The organism is Insolitispirillum peregrinum (assembly GCF_900156605.1).
Lineage (GTDB): Bacteria > Pseudomonadota > Alphaproteobacteria > Rhodospirillales > Rhodospirillaceae > Insolitispirillum > Insolitispirillum peregrinum.
Window position 1 is genome coordinate 799,110 of record NZ_FTOA01000001.1, and the last position, 17,815, is coordinate 816,924.

The window sequence follows — 17,815 nt, forward strand, 5'->3', positions numbered from 1 at the left end:
GGTATGCCATGCGTAAACAAAAAGGCCGTCGCCATGGAAGCGACGGCCTTTTTGTTTCGTGAGCCGGATTACATGGCAAACGAGTTGCCACAGCCACAGGTCGCGGTGGCATGCGGGTTGCGCACCACAAAGGCGGCAGCCATCAGGTCTTCGGCATAATCAATTTCCGAACCGGCGATCAGGTCAAGGGACGCCTCGTCGATGACAACCTTCACCTCATGGGCTTCGATCACCTGATCGTCTTCGTTGACCACCGTATCCAGATCGAATTTGTATTGAAACCCCGAGCACCCACCACCGGACACGGACAGCCGCAGCATCAGGGCCGGATTGCCTTCGGCATTCATCAGAAAGCGGACACGACCAGCGGCAGACGGGCTGATCGACAGGGAAGCGGGCATGGCGGAACTCCGTGTAATCAGGCTGTTGGCCTGTGGTCGGGTTTGCTGGGGAGCTTTGGAGACTCTAAAGCATTGTGCGACAGGATGGTAGCCCCATCCCATAAAGATGGGGAGCTGTTTGCGCCGTGTCGACATCATATGAGAACGGTGAGACAAGCGACTGCCTGATTGGCGGTTGCCAGAAAAAGGCCAGAGGGGTACTGTCGCACCATGACACACAGCACTTCCACGGCGGTGGCTCCCTATGCCAGCGTTCCTGCGCTCAGTCGCGGACGCCTGTATCCCGAACAGGGAATGGTCGAGCGGGATGCCTTTCAACGGGACCGGGACCGCATTATCCATTGCGGCGCGTTTCGTCGTCTGCAGTACAAAACGCAGGTCTTTGTCTACCACGAGGGAGAGAACTTCCGCACCCGGCTGACGCACTCGCTGGAAGTGGCGCAGATTGCGCGCTCGGTCAGTCGGTCACTGGGGCTGAACGAAGACCTGGCCGAAGCACTGGCTCTGGCCCACGATCTGGGGCATACCCCGTTCGGCCATGCCGGAGAAGACGCCCTGAAGGTCTGCATGAAGGACTATCAGGGTTTTGACCACAATGCCCAGTCGCTGCGCATCCTGACCAAGCTGGAACATCGCTATCTCGACTTCGACGGTCTGAACCTGACGTGGGAAACCCTTGAGGGACTGGTCAAGCATAACGGCCCGCTGATCACCCCGACGCGGACCAGTGACAGCCTGCCGCTGGCCATCAAGGAATATGCCGGGCTGCATGATCTCGACCTGCACAGCTACGCCGGGCCCGAGGCTCAGGTGGCGGCGCTGGCCGACGATATCGCCTATAATGCGCATGATATCGACGATGGTCTGAAAGCTGGCCTGTTTCAGGCCCGGGACCTGCTGGATGTGCCGCTGATCGGTCCGATCCTGGCCGAAGTCTCCGGGGCGCGGCCCGATCTGGAAATCTCGCGGCTGGTCTATGAAACGGTTCGCCGCCTGATCACCGCCATGGTCTATGACCTGCTGAGCGAGACACGCCGCCGCGTCGCCGAAGATCGCCCGCACTGCGTGAATGATGTCCGGGCCAACCATCGCCCGGTCGTTTCTTTTTCGGCAGAAATGGCTGAAAATGATCGGGCCTTTAAAAACTTTCTTTTCCCGAATATGTACAGGCACTACAAGGTCAACCGTATGACCTCGAAAGCCCGTCGCGTCGTCCGCGACCTGTTCGGGTTGTTGCTTGATGAGCCGCGTTTGTTGCCGCCTGATTGGCAGCGTGGGTGTGATGGGCCGCACAGCCCAAAGACCGCGCGCCGTGTAGCTGACTACATTGCCGGGATGACGGACCGTTTCGCGTTGGATGAACACAGCCGCCTTTTTGACCCATCGGTAAAACCATGAACATTTATAACGAGTTCAAGACCCTGATTGTCCAAGCCCTGGCTGCCCTGGCGGCGGATGGTGCTATTCCCGCTGGCCTCGACACCAGCAAAATCACCGTCGAGCCGCCACGCGACCCGGCGCATGGGGACATGGCGACCAACGCCGCGATGGTGCTGTGCAAGGCTGCGGGCATGAAGCCGCGCGATCTGGCGGACCAGTTGGCGGCCAGGCTGATGACTCTGGATGGCGTCGACAGCGCCGAGCCCGCCGGGCCGGGGTTCCTGAACCTGCGTATTGCCCGCGGGCTGTGGGACCGGGCGCTGCGCTCTGCCCTGCAGGCCGGGGCCTCCTATGGCGACAGCCAGATGGGCGGTGGTGAGAAGGTCAACGTCGAATACGTTTCTGCCAACCCGACCGGCCCGATGCACGTCGGCCATGGTCGTGGAGCGGTGTTTGGCGATGCTCTGGCGGCGCTGCTGGCCAAGGCTGGCTATGCGGTAACCAAGGAATACTACGTCAACGACGCCGGTGCACAGGTTGATGTGCTGGCCCGCGCCCTGCACGGTCGCTATCTGGTGGCCTGTGGTGCGATTTCCCAGGCGGAATTCGATCGCCGTCTGGAAGCCAAAGAATACCAGTACGGCGGCGACTATCTGGTTGAAACCGCCGAAATCCTGAAGTCCCGTGACGGTGACCGCTGGGTGGCGGCGGACGAAGCCGAATGGCTGCCCGCGCTGCGCGCCTTCGGGATCAGCGAAATGATGGTGCTGATCAAACAGGACCTGCTGGCTCTGGGGGTCGAACACAACGTGTTCACCTCAGAACTCGGGCTGGTGCAGGCCGGGCAGGTTGCCAAGGCCAAGGAAGCACTGGAAACACAGGGGTTGATCTATACCGGCGTGCTTGAGCCGCCGAAGGGCAAGCTGCCGGATGACTGGGAACCACGCCCGCAGACCCTGTTCCGCGCCAGCCAGTTTGGCGACGAAGTGGACCGCCCGCTGCAGAAGTCCGACGGCTCGTGGACCTATTTTGCCTCGGACATTGCTTACCACCACGACAAGTACGTGCGCGGCTTCAACCAGATGATCGACGTGTTTGGCGCCGACCATGGTGGCTATGTCAAGCGCATGCAGGCGGCGGTCAAGGCTCTGTCGGCCGGAACGGCGCATCTGGATGTCAAGCTGTGCCAGCTGGTCAAGCTGATGGACAACGGCGAGCCGGTGAAGATGTCGAAACGGGCAGGGACCTTCATCACCCTGCGCGAAGTGATCGACCACCCGGGCATCGGCAAGGATGTGTTCCGCTTCATCATGCTGACCCGCAAGAATGATGCGCCGCTGGAATTCGACTATGCCAAGGTCACCGAGCAGTCCAAGGACAACCCGGTGTTCTACGTGCAGTACGCCCACGCCCGCGCCTGTTCGGTGCAGCGGAATTTCATCGAGGCATTCCCCGACGCCGACGTGTCTGCCGAGGCTCTGGCCGGCGCGGACCTCAGCCTGCTGGCTGACGACGATGAAGTCGGGCTGATGAAGCTGATCGCCGCCTGGCCACGGGCTGTCGAGCAGGCGGCGGAATCGCATGAACCGCATCGTCTGGCCTATTTCCTGCACGATGTGGCCTCGGCGTTCCACGCTCTGTGGAACAAGGGGCGTGAGCATACGCATTTGCGGTTTGTTGAGGCCGGCAATCTGCCGCTGTCCCGGGCGCGCCTGGCGCTTGTCTGGGGCATGGTGACGGTGATAGCGTCCGGTCTGAGCGTATTCGGCGTGGAAGCGAAGAAGGAGATGCGCTGATGACAGGCGGTCGGCAACCTGGCTTCGATCAGGATGATGATGATTACGGTTACGGGAATAACCGTAACGATCTGTTGGACATTATCCCTGAGCGTTTCTCGGACGAGCCCACAGCGGAAGAAGAGCCGCAAAAGGGCCGTGGCCTGCTGATGGGGGCTGCGCTGGTCGGGATCGCTGTGGCGGGTGCCGCCGCGTGGTACCTGTTCTCGGGCAGCAGCACGCCCCAGGCCCAGGTTGACGGGGTGCCGACCATTGCAGCGACCGATGACACCTACAAGGTGAAGCCGGAACAGCCGGGCGGTATGCAGGTGCCCAATCAGGACAAGCAGGTGTATCAACGCCTGAATCCGGCGGACACCACCTCGCCGACGGCAGCCCAGCAGCAACAGCAGCAGGTCGAACGCCTGCTGCCGACCCCGGCACAGCCCAAGGCTCCGCCTGCTGTTGATCCGATGAGCGAAAGCCGGGCCGCGATGGAAAACACCCCACCGCCCGCTCCGGCACTGACCACCCAGCCGCAGGCCACAACCCGGCCGCCGTCCGTGCTCAGCACACCGGCGCCTGCGCCGGTCGCTCCGGCTCCGGTGGCGACGACGCATCCGACCGCTCTGGCGCCAACACCCAGCAAACCGGCGACGATTGCCGCCGCGCCGACGCCGCAGGCAACACCGGCTCCGGCCACTCCGGCCCCGGCTCCGCAGCAGAAAACGGCGATGGTGACGCCTCCGGCTCCGGCAGCCCCTGCCACTTCGGCGGGTGTCCCGTCGGGAAGTGGCACCGGGCCGTTCACCATTCAGCTGGCCGCTCTGCGCGACGAGGCTTCGGCTCGCAAGGTCTGGCAGCAGATGCAGCAGAAATATCCGGCCCTTCTTGGCAGCCTGTCGCTGGCCATTGAAAAATCGGATCAGGGTGCCAAGGGCGTTTTCTATCGCGTCCGTGGTACCGGACTTCCCAGCGAAGAGCGGGCGCGGTATGTTTGCGCCGAACTGTCCAAGGATAAAGTGGGGTGCTTGTTTGTCGGTAAATAACCTTCCGCCACGGGCCGTCATTCTGGGCTGTGCTGGCACGGTCCTGTCTGATGACGAAAAGCGCTTCTTTGCCGAAGCTGACCCGTTTGGCTTTATCCTGTTTGCCCGCAACGTGGAAAGCCCGCAACAATTGCGGACCTTGACCGCCGACTTGCGCGAATGCGTTGACCGGGATGCACCGATCCTGATCGATCAGGAAGGGGGGCGTGTTCGCCGCCTGCGACCGCCCCTGTGGCGCGATGCACCGCCGATGCAGCCCTTTGGTCGCTGGTATCAAAAGAACCCGCCAGCTGCCGAGGCCGCGTTGCGTCTGAACATCCACCTGATGGCCGATGAATTGCGCCAGATGGGGGTGACGGTGAACTGCGCGCCGGTTCTGGATGTTCCGGTCGAAGGGGCGCATGACATCATCGGTGACCGGGCCTTTTCGCATAAGCCGAAAATTGTTGGCCATCTGGGGCGAACCGTGTGCAAGGCATTCCTTGAGCGCGGGGTTTACCCGGTGATCAAGCATATTCCCGGCCATGGCCGTTCCCTGGAAGACAGCCATATTGGTCTGCCCGTGGTTACGGAAACGCTGGATGCGCTGGCTGAAACCGATTTTGTGCCGTTCGTGATGCTCAAGGATGCTCCTTTTGCGATGACCGCGCATATCGTCTACAGCGAAATTGACAAGGACCGTCCGGCAACGCTGTCCCCGATTGTCATCAATTCGGTGATCCGCCAGCAGATTGGTTTTGATGGCCTGCTGATGACCGATGACCTGTCGATGAAAGCGCTGAGCGGTGATTTCACCGAACTGGCGCAACAGTCTCTGGCTGCTGGCTGTGACCTGACCTTGCACTGCAACGGCGAGATGGCCGAAATGCAGGCGGTGGTCAAGGGCACTGGTCGGTTGTCTGACCGCGGGATGATGCGATGGCTGGAAGCTCAGGCACAAAAGAAAATTCCGGAAGGGCCTTTGGCCGCTGACGCTGAACAGCAACTGGAAGCAATGCTGAAGGTTGGCATGGAGATCGCCAGCAAGTCAGCCTGATACCAGACCAGCGTGCGTTACATCTGACGTCACAGGACACGACAGTTAGGGAACAAGGACGTGGAGCGCTGCTCCACACCTCGCTGGGGCCTTGAGGCCCCAGACCCCATTTCTTTGATCATAAAGGAAAAATGGGGGTTCGGGGCCTCAGGCCCCGAGCAGTTCAGGCGGCAGCCTGCACTGGTTTCACTAATTGTCGTGTACTGTGGTCTGATGCGGACAACGCCCACTGATCGCCTCTTGCCAGAGGGCTTTTCCTGACTCCATATAAACAGCACGACAGCAACCGCCGTCGTGCTGTTTTGTTTGTCGCAAGGATGAGAAAGACCGGATGGTAGACACTCTTTTGCTGGTATCGACCTGGATCATACCTGTTCTGTTTGCCATCACGCTGCACGAAGCAGCCCACGGATATGCGGCAAACGCCTTTGGCGACCCAACGGCCAAAATGGCCGGGCGACTGTCGTTGAACCCGATCCGCCATATTGATCCGTTCGGCACCGTGATCCTGCCCGGTTTGCTGTTGCTGGCCGGGCCGTTCTTGATTGGCTGGGCCAAGCCGGTGCCGGTTGATCCGCGCAATCTGCGCAATCCGCACCGGAACATGATCTGGGTTGCCCTTGCCGGACCTGCGACCAATGTGGCTCTGGCCGTCTTTACCATTTTGGCCTTGCATCTGGTTGTCACCATGCCGGATACCTTTTCGCGGGCGTGGCTGATCAAGACGGCCAGTAACATGATCAACTTTAACGTCATGCTGGCGGTGTTCAACATGCTGCCTGTGCCGCCGTTGGATGGGGGCCGGGTGCTGGTCGGGATTTTGCCGGTCCCGCTGGCCCGCAAAGTGGCGGCGCTGGAACACAAAGGGATGCTGATTCTGGTGGCCGTTCTGGTCCTGATCCCGCTGATTGGGCATCAACTGGATCAGGACTGGTCGATCATGGGGGATGTGATTGGCGTACCGACACAGTGGCTGACAAGGATGCTGCTGATTCTGTTCGGACCATAAAGTTGGAGGCGAGGGTGAGCGCAGTTGATGCCACAGACGATGCCGGGCGCGATCCGCTGCGTTCCCTCGTTCTCAATCTGGATGGCTATGAGGGCCCGATTGATGTCCTGCTGCAATTGGCGCGGGATCAAAAGGTCAATCTGATCCAGATTTCCATTCTGGCTTTGGCTGAGCAATATTTGGCCTTCATGACCATTGCCCGCGAAGAAAACCTTGAGTTGGCGGCAGATTATTTGGTCATGGCAGCATGGCTGGCCTATCTGAAATCCCGCCTGCTGCTCCCCCCCGAGCCGGGGGACGCCGAGCCCAGCGGCGAAGAAATGGCAGCGGCATTGCAATTCCAGCTGCAGCGGCTGGAAGCCATGCAAAAGGCTGGTCATGCCCTGATGGAGCGCCCCTTGCTGGGGCGCGATGTTTTTGCGCGCGGCATGCCGGAAGGCGCAACCATCATCTCCCATTCGATTTGGGACGTGACCCTGTATGATCTGCTGAAGGCCTATGCCGACCACAAACGGCGCGAAGGGGCCAGTTCGCTGGAAATTGAGCCGTTGACCCTCTATTCGGTCGATCAGGCGCTGCACCGCTTGCGGCAGGTTCTGGGGTCCATGCCGGACTGGACGCTGCTGCAACGCTATCTGCCAACGAATCTGGCCGACCCGCTGATGCACCGCTCGGCGGTTTGTGCACACTTCATCGCCTCGCTGGAACTGGTGAAGCAGGGAGTGCTGGAATTACGGCAGGAAGGCGGACATTTTTCCCCGATCCAAATCCGTGCCCGAACTGATGCTACAGTTGATGAAATCTAATCTTGCAGGTGCCCCTGTGACAGACTCCCCGTCTATCAGACGTAAAAAAACTCAGCCGAAACCCGAAGACTTTGATCATGGCCGCTTTCACGCCATCCGTCAGCTGGAAGCCATCCTGTTCGCCTCGGCCCAGCCATTGAGCGAGCGGTTGCTGGCGCAGCGGCTTTCCGTTGGATACGATATCGGGTCTTTGCTAGAGGAACTGGCCGATCATTATCGCGGCCGCGGGGTCGAACTGCGACAGGCTGACGGTCAATGGTCTTTCCGAACCGCTGCCGATCTGGCCGAAATCCTGACCATCGAACAAACGGAAAACCGCCGCCTGTCGCGGGCTGCGCTGGAAACGCTGGCGATCATTGCCTACCATCAGCCGGTGACACGGGGCGAAATCGAAGACATTCGCGGGGTCGCCCTGTCCAAAGGGACGCTTGATATCCTGCTCGAAGCCGGATGGATCCGCCCCCGGGGTCGCCGCAACACGCCGGGCCGCCCGCTGACATGGGGGACGTCAAACGGTTTCCTCGATCATTTCGGGCTGGACAGCCTGCGCGACCTGCCGGGACTGGAAGACCTGAAGGCCGCCGGCTTGCTGGATAATCGCCCGGCGATTGCCGCCTATGGGGCACGGGCGCATGATACGGAAAGTTTACTTGATACGGACGATGATTTCGCCGACAACGAAAGCCCGCAACTGGACATCCTCGAACAAAAATAGGGACTTCCGCACGGGAAGGGCAGCCTTGCGGGATGGGGGGCTTTCTGCGATGATCGGCCCCTGTTTTTATTCCTGCCCGGTCAATGCATTCAGCAGCGATTCTGGCAGGCCTGCCTGTAACAGGGAGAAGTGAGCGGTATGGGTTCCTTTAGTATTTGGCACTGGATCATCGTTCTGGTGATCATTCTGCTGCTGTTCGGCAAGAACAAGATCCCCGGCCTGATGGGGGATATGGCAAAGGGCATCACTGCCTTCAAGAAGGGTTTGAAGGACGAAGAGGCATCTCCGTCACAGCCCGCAAAGCCGATCGACCAGAATACCGCGTCGTCGCCGGTGTCCGACAAGGATCGCAGCGCCGACAAGAATTAAGGGGGTCGGGCATTCCGCCGCATGTGCGGGCTGCTGCTTTGGCAGGGCCTGGTCTGCGGTGGCGTGCCCATCTCTTTGTCGGGGGCAGTGGTCCCCCATGTTTGTTTTTATCGGTTGGGCACCAGTATCATGTTTGATCTTGGGTGGGACGAAATAGGACTGATCGTCATCGTGGCGGTGGTCGTCCTCGGGCCAAAAGAACTGCCGAATGCCATGCGCACGGCAGGGCAGTGGATGCGGAAATTCCGCATGCTGGCCAGTGATTTCCAGCGCCATCTTGATACCATGGTACAAGAGGCCGAGCTGACAGAATTACGTGACAAGGCCAAGCAGCTTGCCCAGACCGACCTGAAGTCCGAACTGACCCGGGCGGTCGATGCCGACGGAACGATCGGGCAGAGCCTGCAAACACCTGACCTGTCGTCCCCGACGTCAACGGCAGCGCCTGCTGCTCCCTCTGTAACGCCAGAGCCGGTGACTCCTGTCACGCCAGAGGCGGAAAAGGCCCCCGAAAGTGCCGCCGCCAAGCAGCCCTGAGCTTTCCCCCTGACGTGAAGTGATGTTTCAGCATGGCTAGTGCGAACAGCGAAAACCCAGACGAAAACAAGATGCCCCTGATGGAGCATCTGATCGAACTCCGGCGGCGTCTGGTGCTGTCGGCTGTTGCCTTCGTGATTGCCTTCTTTGGCTGTTATTATGTTGCCGAAGACATTTACGCCTTTCTGGTCCGCCCGCTGGCCACCATCATGGCTGAGGTCGGCGGATCGCAGCGCATGATTTATACCGCCTTGACCGAGGCCTTTTTCACCTACGTCAAGCTGGCCTCTTTCGGGGCGGCGGTGGTTTCCTTTCCGGTGATTGCCAGTCAGGTGTGGATGTTTATCGCGCCCGGCCTCTATCGCCATGAAAAGAAAGCCTTCTTTCCGTTCCTGATCGTTTCGCCGATCCTGTTCGCCGCCGGGGCGGCACTGGTCTATTTCTTTGTTATTCCAATGGCCTGGCACTTTTTACTCGGGTTTCAGACCACCCGGGCAGAAACCGTGCTGTCGATCGAGCTCGAAGCCAAGGTCGGGGAATATCTTGATCTGGTGATGAAGCTGATTCTGGCCTTTGGCATCAGCTTTCAGTTGCCGGTGGTTTTGACCCTGCTGGGCCGCGTCGGTCTGGTGACCTCTGCCGGGCTGGCGGCCAAACGGCGCTATGCCATCGTCGGTGTGTTCATCTTTGCGGCGGTGATCACGCCCCCGGACGTCATCAGCCAGGTTGGCCTCGCCGTGCCGATGCTGCTGCTGTATGAAATGTCGATCATTTCCGTCCGCATGGTGGAAAAGAGTGCCGCAGCACGCCAGCGTGAAGCAGAGGAAGAGGAGGCAGAACAGAACGCTGCCGCCGCCACTGTTGCCCCTGCCTTGACGGAACCGGCTATCAGCGAGCCGACCACTACCGAAGCTCCGAAAACCCTTTCTCAACGCCATGACTTCACCGATTCCGGCGCAAGCGGGGTTGAGGAAACCGATTTTAACACGTAAACCATAGGACAGGCCCCGGCGGAGACGGTTGTCTTTCGCCGGGGCCACCGCCGACCGCCTTTTATCCAATGGGGATACCATGCACGACCTGAAATGGATTCGCGAGAATCCGGCTGCTTTTGACGCTGGACTGGCACGCCGGGGGCTGGCCCCGATGGCAGAAACGATTCTGCGCCAGGACGAAAGCTTTCGCGCCACGGTGACCGAACTGCAATCGTTGCAGGCCCGTCGCAACGAAGCCTCAAAAGCCATTGGTGGTGCAAAAAAATCCGGCGATGACGCTCAGGCTCAGGCGCTGATGGACGAAGTGGCGACCATCAAGGAAAAGATGGCGCAACTGGAAGAGGTCCAACGGCAGGGCGAACAGGATATCGCCGCCATCCTGATGGCCATCCCGAACCTGCCGGGTGACGATGTTCCCGCTGGGGCCAGCGAAGACGACAATCAGGAAATCCGCCGCTGGGGCGAGCCGCGTGCCTTCGACTTCGAGCCAAAGGAACATGACATTCTGGGGGCCCGCCTCGGGATGGACTTTGAAACGGCGGCCAAGCTGTCCGGCGCCCGTTTTTGTGTCCTGCGAGGCCAGATGGCCCGGCTGGAACGCGCTCTGGCCCAGTTCATGCTGAACATGCATACCGAACAGCACGGCTACACCGAGATGAACACCCCGGTGATCGTCCGCGATGAGCCGCTGTATGGCACCGGCCAATTGCCGAAATTCAAGGAAGACCTGTTTGGCACCACCGAAGGTCGTTGGCTGATCCCGACTGCCGAAGTAACCTTGACCAATACCGTCAGCGACCAGATTCTGGACGCTGCCACCCTGCCGATCCGCATGACCGCCTTTACGCTGTGCTTCCGTTCCGAAGCCGGGTCGGCGGGCAAGGACACCCGTGGCATGATCCGCCAGCACCAGTTTGAAAAGGTTGAACTGGTCTCGGTCACCACGCCGGAACAGTCCGAAGACGAACACCAGCGGATGACCGCCTGCGCCGAAGAAGTCCTGCAAAAGCTGGGGCTACCTTATCGGGTGCTGGCGCTGTGTACCGGCGACATGGGCTTTTCCGCCCAGAAGACCTACGATCTGGAAGTCTGGCTGCCGGGGCAGGGCAAGTATCGCGAAATTTCATCCTGCTCGAACACTGGCGACTTTCAGGCGCGGCGCATGAAGGCCCGCTATCGCCCCGAAGGCGAGAAACAGACCCGCTTTGTCCATACCCTGAATGGATCGGCGCTTGCCGTTGGCCGGACGCTGGTTGCAGTGCTGGAAAATTACCAGCAGGCTGACGGCTCGGTGGTGATCCCCGACGTGCTGCGTCCGTACATGGGTGGTCTGGAGGTTCTGACTCCCAATGTTTGATTCCGTGTCAGACCTGTCGCACGCCCGCATCCTGATCTCCAACGACGATGGTCTGCACGGACCGGGCTTGCAGGTGCTGATCAGGATTGCCCGACAGCTGTCCAATGATGTGTGGGTGGTGGTACCGGAAACGGAACAGAGCGGGGCAGGGCACAGCCTGACCCTGCACCATCCGTTGCGCATTCGGGATGTTGACCCCGATCAACATCTCTATGCGGTCGATGGCACGCCAACAGACAGCGTTCTGCTGGCCATCAATGCGATCATGAAGGACCGCAAGCCGGATCTGGTTCTGTCCGGCGTCAATCGCGGTGCCAATCTGGCCGATGACGTAACCTATTCCGGCACGGTGGCCGCCGCAATGGAAGGAACCCTGCTGGGCGTGCCGTCCATTGCAATGAGCCAGGTGTTCACCAACGGCGATCCCGTTCGCTGGGAAACGGCGGAGCACTTTGCGCCGGACATCATCCGCAAACTGGTAGCCCATGGCTGGGGCCGCAACGTGCTGATGAACGTCAATTTCCCCGACCTGGCCCCCGAAGACGTGACCGGCATCCGGGTGACCAATCAGGGGCGGCGCAAAATCGGGGACGGGCTGATCGAACGCCACGACCCGCGAGGCCGGCCCTATATCTGGATCGGCCCCCAGCGCAGTGAGCATACCGGTCGGCCGGGGTCTGATCTGGAGGCAATCGAGCAGGGAGCCATTTCCGTGACCCCGCTGTGCATCGATCTGACCGAACAGGAAACCCTGGCGACGTTACAGCAGAAAGTCTTTGCATCGTGAGGGTGACAAGCGTGGGATGGGACAGTCTGTATCCGCAGTTGCTGGCTGCGGGCGTTTCTGACGCCCGTGTCCTTGAAGCAATGGCCTCAATCCCCCGCGAATCCTTCCTCGCCCCTCATCAGTACGGCGAAGCCTATACTGATCGTGCGTTGCCAATCGCTTGTGGCCAGACCATCAGCCAGCCAATCGTCGTCGGCCTGATGACGCAGGCCCTGATGCTGACCGGACAGGAAAAGGTCCTCGAAGTCGGAACCGGATCAGGATATCAGGCAGCGATTCTGTCCCGTCTGTGCCGCCGCCTTTATAGTCTGGAACGCCACCGCGACCTCCACACCACGGCAACAGCCCGCTTTCAGGACTTGCGCCTGCGCAACATCACCACCCTGTTGGGGGATGGCTGGCGAGGCTGGCCAGAACAAGGGCCGTTCGACCGCATTATCGTGACGGCCGCCGCCGATGAAATCCCGCAAACCCTGACCGAACAGTTGACGGTCGGGGGGATTATGGTCATTCCGGTTGGCGAACAATATCAGGACCAGCAAATGCTGCGTATTTATCGCAGCGAACAAGGGTTCCACGTCGAAGAGTTGTTTCCGGTCCGCTTTGTTCCCATGGTTCGCGGCCTGGCAACCGGCGGTCGATATTAAAAGCACGCAGGGAACGACACTTTTCGTTGCCCAAAGGATGGCCCCGAGGCTATACCAGAAGGATGAAAGAACAGACCTCTGACAGCCTCGTCCAGCGAGCCATCGCTCAGCGCTCTTGTGGCAACACAGCGCTTTTTCTGGCCGTTTCGGCAGTCCTGCTGGTCAGTGGATGCGCTCAGAACAACGCCACGCCGCCCTGGCTGCGGAAATCCCAACCCACCAGCGAAGCTCCTGTAACCAGTGGTCGGGACGTTACTTCGCTGCCCGCAACGATTACCGTCCAGCGGGGCGAGACGGTCTATGCCCTGTCACGGCGCTATGGGGTGTCGGTTAAAGAAATCATCGCCGCCAATGGAATGGAACCGCCCTATATGCTGCAAGCTGGCGGTCGGGTCACTATTCCCAAACCCGGACAGACTCCTCCGCCACGTTCTACTGCACCTGCGCCAGTGTCGGTGGCCGCAGCGCCGCCGCCGGAGCCGGTAAAGAGCGAGCCAGCAAAAGAACAACCGCCCGCACCGCCACCGCCGCCAGAAACGCAGGCCGCACCACCGCCTGCGCCCACCGCAGAGCCCGCACCTCCAACGGCACCTCCACCAGCACAGACATCGCCTGCCTCACGCGTCACCAAGCTGCCATCGCCTCCGGGGCGGGCCGGAAAGCTGTTCGGCTGGCCCGTCCAGGGCAAAGTGATCAGCGGATACGGGCCTTCGGATAACGGGACGCGCAATGACGGGATCAATATCGCCGTCCTGCGAGGAGCCTCCGTGCGAGCGGCGGAAAACGGAGTTGTGGTCTATGCGGGCAGTGAGCTGAAAGGCTTCGGGAATCTTCTGCTGATCAAGCATGATGGCGGCTGGATGACAGCCTATGCTCATAATGACAGCCTGGAGGTGGAAAAAGGGCAGGTTGTCAAAAAAGGGCAGGTGATTGCCAAGGCTGGACAAACCGGCAACGTGAGCACGCCACAGTTGCACTTTGAAGTCCGTAAAGGCTCGGGCCCGGTTAATCCGCTCGATTATATGGAAAAATCCGCTTCAAAGTAGGGGATCATCCCTGCTCGGCAACGATAAAGAAAGACCGCTCGCTGAATTGCAGGCGGTCTTTTTTCGAGCGTCTTGCGGGCTATCGTTATATCAGCCGATCGTGCTGACCTGTTCCAGCCAGGGGGTCAGCTCCGTATAGGCCCGCTTGCTGTAGGACTTCTTGCGATCACGCCCCTTCAGGCGCCGGCCACGCTCGTCGCGTTCTACCGGCGGCTCGGGGAACAGGCCAAAGTTGACATTCATCGGCTGATAGGTCTCAGCCTCGGCCCCGCCAGTGATATGCGACAGGATCGCCCCCAGCGCAGTGGTGTTCGGCGGAGACGCAAGGTCCCGGCCCAGCACTTCCGCAGCGGTAAACAGGCCAGCCATCAGACCAACAGCGGTGCTCTCCACATAGCCTTCGCAGCCGGTCACCTGTCCGGCAAAGCGGATATGCGGCAAGGCTTTCAGGCGGAGCTGCTGGTCCAGCAGGCGAGGGCTGTTCAGGAAGGTATTGCGGTGAATCCCGCCCAGCCGGGCAAATTCGGCACTTTCCAGTCCGGGAATCATGCGGAAAATGCGGCTCTGCTCGCCGTGCTTCAGCTTGGTCTGAAAGCCGACAATGTTATACAGGGTTCCCAGGGTGTTATCCTGCCGCAGCTGGATAATCGCATGGGGCTTGACCGTCGGATTGTGCGGGTTGGTCAGGCCAACCGGTTTCATCGGACCATAGGCCAGCGTCTGGCGGCCACGCTCGGCCATCACTTCGATCGGCAGGCAGCCTTCAAAATAAGGCGTGTCCTTTTCCCATTCCTTGAATTCGGTCTTTTCGGCGGCCAGCAAAGCATCAAGGAACGCCTCGTATTCGTCCTTGGTCATCGGGCAATTGATGTAGTCGGTCCCGGTGCCCTTGTCATAGCGTGACTGGAACCAAGCCTTGGAAAAGTCGATGCTGTCCTTGTAAACGATCGGAGCAATCGCATCAAAGAAAGCCAGGCTGTCTTCGGCGGTTGCCTGCCGGATGCTTTCAGCCAGCGGTGCAGAGGTCAGCGGGCCGGTGGCAATGATGGTCGGGCCCCAGTCGGCAGAGGGCAGGGTGGTCAGCTCTTCGCGGACGATGGTAATCAGCGGGTGGTCGTGCAGAGCGGTGGTGACGGCCTGCGAGAATGCCTCGCGGTCAACCGCCAGCGCGCCACCGGCAGGGACGGCGGTGGCATCGGCGGTGCGCAGGATCAGCGAGCCAGCGCGGCGCAATTCCTGATGCAGCAGGCCAACCGCATTGTATTCCGCATCATCGGAACGCAGGGAATTGGAGCAAACGAGCTCTGCCAGTCCATCGGTCTGATGGGCCTCGGTCCGCTTCACTGGCCGCATTTCGTGCAGGATCACCGGGATACCGCGTTCAGCCAACTGCCAGGCGGCTTCGCTGCCAGCAAGGCCGCCACCGACCACATGCAGGGGGGAAGAGGGAGAAGAGGGGCTCGTCATTTGCACTGCCTTATGAAAGTGGGTTTCTGGCAATTGCGGCCAGAGTCATTTATAAGGTTGGTCTAATGTTGATGCGCGCAAACCGAGGAATCCCCTGCATGCCAACCGATCCAAACCTTGAACATCTGTTCATTAGTGTCGCTGTCGCCGTCGTGGCTCTGCTGGTGATCAGAACCCTGTCCAGGCTGCTGGCCGGGATTCCGTTCGTTAGCCCTCAGACTGTCCAGCAGGCGTTAACCTCTGCCGTCTCAGACTGTCTCATTCTCGATGTCCGGCAACCGGCGGAGTTTAACGATGCGCTGGGGCATATCAAGGGGGCAATTAACATCCCGCTGGGAGATATCCCGGCTCGACTGGCCGATGTCCGCGCTCAGCTGCAAAACCATGCGCATGTGCCCGTTTATGTGGTGTGCCGTTCAGGGGCGCGGGCGACGTCGGCAGCAAAGATGCTGAAAAAGGCTGGTCTGGAGAATGTTGCAGTGATGAGCGGTGGAATGGTCTGCTGGAAGCGGGCAGGCCTGGCGACAGCGTAACACGCCAGCCTTCGGAGCCGGAATTTTGGGCCTTTGAAACAGCGGCATTGCCTTCAGGCAGTGCCGCTGTTTTTTGTTCTGTCGATCAATGCAGGCGCCAGCAAGATCGTCAAGGACTGAAGATATAGGTCTATAAGCCTATAAATGGCAGATGTCAGGTCATTTTTCAGATACTAAGCCTAGGAACTATAACCTAGGCTTAGTATCCTTGCACTTCCCCTATTCACTAAATGTCGCATAATCTATATTATGTATAATATTTATCTGAGAGAGACGTGTACTCTTCGTCCTCTGAAAAACATCAAGGATCCCGTATTCGAGACAGCGCCGAATTCTTCAGTGCTGATTTTACGCGCTTGTCGTAAGTGGGCGATTGTCGAACTGGCAGACCTCAAGAACCCCGTCACGCAAAATCCCAAAATCCAGCAAGGCCGGACAGGCCGAGGTGCCATCATAAATCGGGTGGGCCATCATGAAAGTGCCGGGCGTCTTGGCACAAAATGTCTCCATTTCGCGATAGCGTACTCCTTGATCCGACCAGCCTCGGTTCAATTTCCGCTCTTGCGGAAACCAGTTGATGCTGTCGAGGGTGTCACCGCCCGCTGAATGGGCAATGAAATGACCTTTGTCATAGCTCGATCCAAACACCTCCGCGGTCGGTCCCAAAAAACCGCGCATACGATTAGCGTCGCGCTTGTCCTGAGGTGGGCAGGAGAGGCCAAAGATACCCACGACACGAGCTTCCTGAGAAGCCTCCCCTCCAGCCTGATTACCAATGTCAAAAAACACCGTGAAAGTGGAACGATCTATCGTATTGATATAGCTTTCTGAAGTAGAATCTTCATAAGCATTAAGCCATAGGGCCTCCAGACCGCATTTTAAAATCTTGACTGCCTCAGCATGCGACTGGTTTGCAATTAGGGCATTTAGGTTTTGATAGGACTGGGAAGACATCGGTGCACTCCTTTAACGAGGGCTTACCGCATTGTGCAAAAATACCCTCTTTCTTACAAGGAAGTTAAACACAATAACTCTGTTCTTGGCATTATGCGACATCAATCACCATACCATCATAGGCAGGTTCAACCCCGGCCGGCAAAGACCGTCGTAATGTCTGATAATCAAGTCCTGGCCCCATATGGGTCAAAATTGCCCGCTTGGGACGGATGCGTTCAATCCACTCCAGCGCCAGCCCCACATGGGCATGGGTGACGTGTGGCGTGTCGGTCAGGGTTCCAATGATCCACAGGTCTACGCCGTGCAGCTTATCGAACGCTTGCTCGGACAGACGGATCACATCTGTCGTATAGGCCATCTGCCCAAAGCGGAAGCCGGTTGTCTCGCTCCATCCATGGTCCTGCGTCCAGCTGGAAACCGGTACTGGCCCAATATGGAAATCATCCTGAACCACATTCGGAACCAGCCAAGGCCGGAAGATCGGCTGTCCCTGCTCTATTCCCAGAAAGCAATATCCAAACCGTTCATGCAAAGACCCGAGAGTGTGATGGCTGGCCCAGCACGGGATTGCCCGCCCCATGGCCCGGTTGACCTCGCGCAGTTCGTCCATGCCATGGGTATGGTCGGCATGCTCGTGGGTAAAGACCACCGCATCCAGATGCCGGACATCGGCCCGCAGCAATTGTTCACGCAAATCAGGGCTGGTATCGACCAGAATACGGGTCAACCCCGCCCCTGCCCCATCCTCCACCAGAATGGAAGGTCGCAAGCGGCGATTCCGTGGCTCCTGGGGGTCACACCGTCCCCACCCCGCGCTGACCATGGGAACCCCGCCAGCACCGCCACAGCCCAGAATGGTGATCCGCATTGCCGGCAGCCTCCACAATCAAGTTGACCGTCACATATACGACCATTGGTGGAAAAAAATGGGCTATCGCCCAACCCCATT

Annotated in this window: 20 protein-coding genes; 15 read left to right on the forward strand and 5 right to left on the reverse strand. The window is 59.5% G+C overall.

Going from position 1 to position 17,815, the window contains the following annotated elements; translation table 11 throughout:
- Positions 1-68 precede the first annotated feature (68 nt).
- A complete protein-coding gene (erpA, locus tag BW995_RS03350; RefSeq protein ID WP_076398739.1) occupies positions 69-401 on the reverse strand; it encodes an iron-sulfur cluster insertion protein ErpA in 333 nt (110 codons plus the stop codon).
- A 210-nt stretch (positions 402-611) separates the two neighbouring features.
- Here erpA and BW995_RS03355 point away from each other — a divergent pair, with 210 nt between their 5' ends.
- The 13 genes from BW995_RS03355 (at position 612) to BW995_RS03415 (ending at position 12,863) form a co-directional block, all read left to right on the forward strand.
- Positions 612-1,799: a deoxyguanosinetriphosphate triphosphohydrolase gene (locus BW995_RS03355; RefSeq protein ID WP_076398740.1), complete on the forward strand. Its 1,188-nt coding sequence runs from the start codon at positions 612-614 to the stop codon at positions 1,797-1,799.
- Entirely contained in the window at positions 1,796-3,577 is a 1,782-nt protein-coding gene (argS, locus tag BW995_RS03360) for an arginine--tRNA ligase (protein ID WP_076398741.1), read from the forward strand. The genes BW995_RS03355 and argS overlap by 4 nt, the downstream gene beginning before the upstream one ends.
- Complete coding sequence (locus tag BW995_RS03365) at positions 3,577-4,605, forward strand: SPOR domain-containing protein (protein WP_084194531.1); 1,029 nt, start codon at positions 3,577-3,579, stop codon at positions 4,603-4,605. Before argS ends, BW995_RS03365 begins: the two co-directional genes overlap by 1 nt.
- Positions 4,592-5,641: a beta-N-acetylhexosaminidase gene (gene nagZ, locus BW995_RS03370; protein WP_076398742.1), complete on the forward strand. Its 1,050-nt coding sequence runs from the start codon at positions 4,592-4,594 to the stop codon at positions 5,639-5,641. The genes BW995_RS03365 and nagZ overlap by 14 nt, the downstream gene beginning before the upstream one ends.
- 331 nt (positions 5,642-5,972) lie before the next feature.
- The gene (locus BW995_RS03375; RefSeq protein WP_076398743.1) at positions 5,973-6,650 is read left to right on the forward strand and encodes a site-2 protease family protein; all 678 of its coding nucleotides are present in this window, start codon (positions 5,973-5,975) and stop codon (positions 6,648-6,650) included.
- 14 nt (positions 6,651-6,664) lie between these two features.
- Positions 6,665-7,456: a segregation and condensation protein A gene (locus BW995_RS03380; protein WP_076398920.1), complete on the forward strand. Its 792-nt coding sequence runs from the start codon at positions 6,665-6,667 to the stop codon at positions 7,454-7,456.
- A 16-nt stretch (positions 7,457-7,472) separates the two neighbouring features.
- Positions 7,473-8,171, forward strand: a complete 699-nt coding sequence (gene scpB, locus BW995_RS03385) for an SMC-Scp complex subunit ScpB (protein WP_407656298.1) — start codon at positions 7,473-7,475, stop codon at positions 8,169-8,171.
- A gap of 138 nt (positions 8,172-8,309) precedes the next feature.
- Positions 8,310-8,540, forward strand: coding sequence for a twin-arginine translocase TatA/TatE family subunit (locus BW995_RS03390; protein WP_076398744.1), 231 nt, complete (start codon positions 8,310-8,312; stop codon positions 8,538-8,540).
- Between the two features lie 129 nt (positions 8,541-8,669).
- Positions 8,670-9,077: a Sec-independent protein translocase protein TatB gene (tatB, locus tag BW995_RS03395; RefSeq protein WP_076398922.1), complete on the forward strand. Its 408-nt coding sequence runs from the start codon at positions 8,670-8,672 to the stop codon at positions 9,075-9,077.
- 32 nt (positions 9,078-9,109) lie between these two features.
- Positions 9,110-10,069 carry a twin-arginine translocase subunit TatC gene (tatC, locus tag BW995_RS03400; RefSeq protein ID WP_076398745.1) on the forward strand — a complete coding sequence of 320 codons (960 nt, stop codon included), beginning with the start codon at positions 9,110-9,112 and terminating at the stop codon, positions 10,067-10,069.
- Between the two features lie 79 nt (positions 10,070-10,148).
- Complete coding sequence (gene serS / locus BW995_RS03405; protein WP_076398746.1) at positions 10,149-11,429, forward strand: serine--tRNA ligase; 1,281 nt, start codon at positions 10,149-10,151, stop codon at positions 11,427-11,429.
- Positions 11,422-12,216: a 5'/3'-nucleotidase SurE gene (gene surE, locus BW995_RS03410; RefSeq protein WP_076398747.1), complete on the forward strand. Its 795-nt coding sequence runs from the start codon at positions 11,422-11,424 to the stop codon at positions 12,214-12,216. The genes serS and surE overlap by 8 nt, the downstream gene beginning before the upstream one ends.
- An 11-nt stretch (positions 12,217-12,227) precedes the next feature.
- A complete protein-coding gene (locus BW995_RS03415; RefSeq protein WP_245821231.1) occupies positions 12,228-12,863 on the forward strand; it encodes a protein-L-isoaspartate(D-aspartate) O-methyltransferase in 636 nt (211 codons plus the stop codon).
- A 432-nt stretch (positions 12,864-13,295) separates the two neighbouring features.
- Here BW995_RS03415 and BW995_RS21065 read toward each other — a convergent pair whose 3' ends face one another.
- Positions 13,296-13,472 (reverse strand): hypothetical protein, encoded by a 177-nt coding sequence (locus BW995_RS21065; RefSeq protein ID WP_245821233.1) that lies wholly within the window; start codon positions 13,470-13,472, stop codon positions 13,296-13,298.
- Between the two features lie 80 nt (positions 13,473-13,552).
- On the opposite strand from BW995_RS21065, the gene BW995_RS21070 reads away from it, so the two are divergent.
- Positions 13,553-13,909, forward strand: coding sequence for a murein hydrolase activator EnvC family protein (locus BW995_RS21070; protein ID WP_281251114.1), 357 nt, complete (start codon positions 13,553-13,555; stop codon positions 13,907-13,909).
- A gap of 90 nt (positions 13,910-13,999) precedes the next feature.
- Here the strand turns inward: BW995_RS21070 and trmFO are convergent, their stop codons facing one another.
- Positions 14,000-15,376 carry a methylenetetrahydrofolate--tRNA-(uracil(54)-C(5))-methyltransferase (FADH(2)-oxidizing) TrmFO gene (gene trmFO / locus BW995_RS03425; protein WP_076398749.1) on the reverse strand — a complete coding sequence of 459 codons (1,377 nt, stop codon included), beginning with the start codon at positions 15,374-15,376 and terminating at the stop codon, positions 14,000-14,002.
- Between the two features lie 98 nt (positions 15,377-15,474).
- Between trmFO and BW995_RS03430 the strand changes: the two genes are divergently transcribed.
- Positions 15,475-15,909 (forward strand): rhodanese-like domain-containing protein, encoded by a 435-nt coding sequence (locus BW995_RS03430; RefSeq protein ID WP_076398750.1) that lies wholly within the window; start codon positions 15,475-15,477, stop codon positions 15,907-15,909.
- A gap of 348 nt (positions 15,910-16,257) precedes the next feature.
- On the opposite strand, the gene BW995_RS20380 is transcribed toward BW995_RS03430, so the two are convergent.
- Together BW995_RS20380 and BW995_RS03440 are read right to left on the reverse strand one after the other, a co-directional pair.
- Positions 16,258-16,863: a hypothetical protein gene (locus BW995_RS20380; RefSeq protein WP_139332734.1), complete on the reverse strand. Its 606-nt coding sequence runs from the start codon at positions 16,861-16,863 to the stop codon at positions 16,258-16,260.
- Between the two features lie 91 nt (positions 16,864-16,954).
- Complete coding sequence (locus BW995_RS03440) at positions 16,955-17,635, reverse strand: MBL fold metallo-hydrolase (protein WP_322099109.1); 681 nt, start codon at positions 17,633-17,635, stop codon at positions 16,955-16,957.
- Positions 17,636-17,815 lie beyond the last annotated feature (180 nt).

Excerpts from the sequence above, each read along its gene's own strand:
- erpA (WP_076398739.1), bottom strand. The coding sequence starts at position 401 with ATGCCCGCTTCCCTGTCGATCAGCCCGTCTGCCGCTGGTCGTGTCCGC.
- BW995_RS03355 (WP_076398740.1), top strand. The coding sequence starts at position 612 with ATGACACACAGCACTTCCACGGCGGTGGCTCCCTATGCCAGCGTTCCT.
- argS (WP_076398741.1), top strand. The coding sequence starts at position 1,796 with ATGAACATTTATAACGAGTTCAAGACCCTGATTGTCCAAGCCCTGGCT.
- BW995_RS03365 (WP_084194531.1), top strand. The coding sequence starts at position 3,577 with ATGACAGGCGGTCGGCAACCTGGCTTCGATCAGGATGATGATGATTAC.
- BW995_RS03375 (WP_076398743.1), top strand. The coding sequence starts at position 5,973 with ATGGTAGACACTCTTTTGCTGGTATCGACCTGGATCATACCTGTTCTG.
- BW995_RS03390 (WP_076398744.1), top strand. The coding sequence starts at position 8,310 with ATGGGTTCCTTTAGTATTTGGCACTGGATCATCGTTCTGGTGATCATT.
- tatB (WP_076398922.1), top strand. The coding sequence starts at position 8,670 with ATGTTTGATCTTGGGTGGGACGAAATAGGACTGATCGTCATCGTGGCG.
- tatC (WP_076398745.1), top strand. The coding sequence starts at position 9,110 with ATGGCTAGTGCGAACAGCGAAAACCCAGACGAAAACAAGATGCCCCTG.
- serS (WP_076398746.1), top strand. The coding sequence starts at position 10,149 with ATGCACGACCTGAAATGGATTCGCGAGAATCCGGCTGCTTTTGACGCT.
- surE (WP_076398747.1), top strand. The coding sequence starts at position 11,422 with ATGTTTGATTCCGTGTCAGACCTGTCGCACGCCCGCATCCTGATCTCC.
- BW995_RS21065 (WP_245821233.1), bottom strand. The coding sequence starts at position 13,472 with ATGTCTGTGCTGGTGGAGGTGCCGTTGGAGGTGCGGGCTCTGCGGTGG.
- trmFO (WP_076398749.1), bottom strand. The coding sequence starts at position 15,376 with ATGACGAGCCCCTCTTCTCCCTCTTCCCCCCTGCATGTGGTCGGTGGC.
- BW995_RS03430 (WP_076398750.1), top strand. The coding sequence starts at position 15,475 with ATGCCAACCGATCCAAACCTTGAACATCTGTTCATTAGTGTCGCTGTC.
- BW995_RS20380 (WP_139332734.1), bottom strand. The coding sequence starts at position 16,863 with ATGTCTTCCCAGTCCTATCAAAACCTAAATGCCCTAATTGCAAACCAG.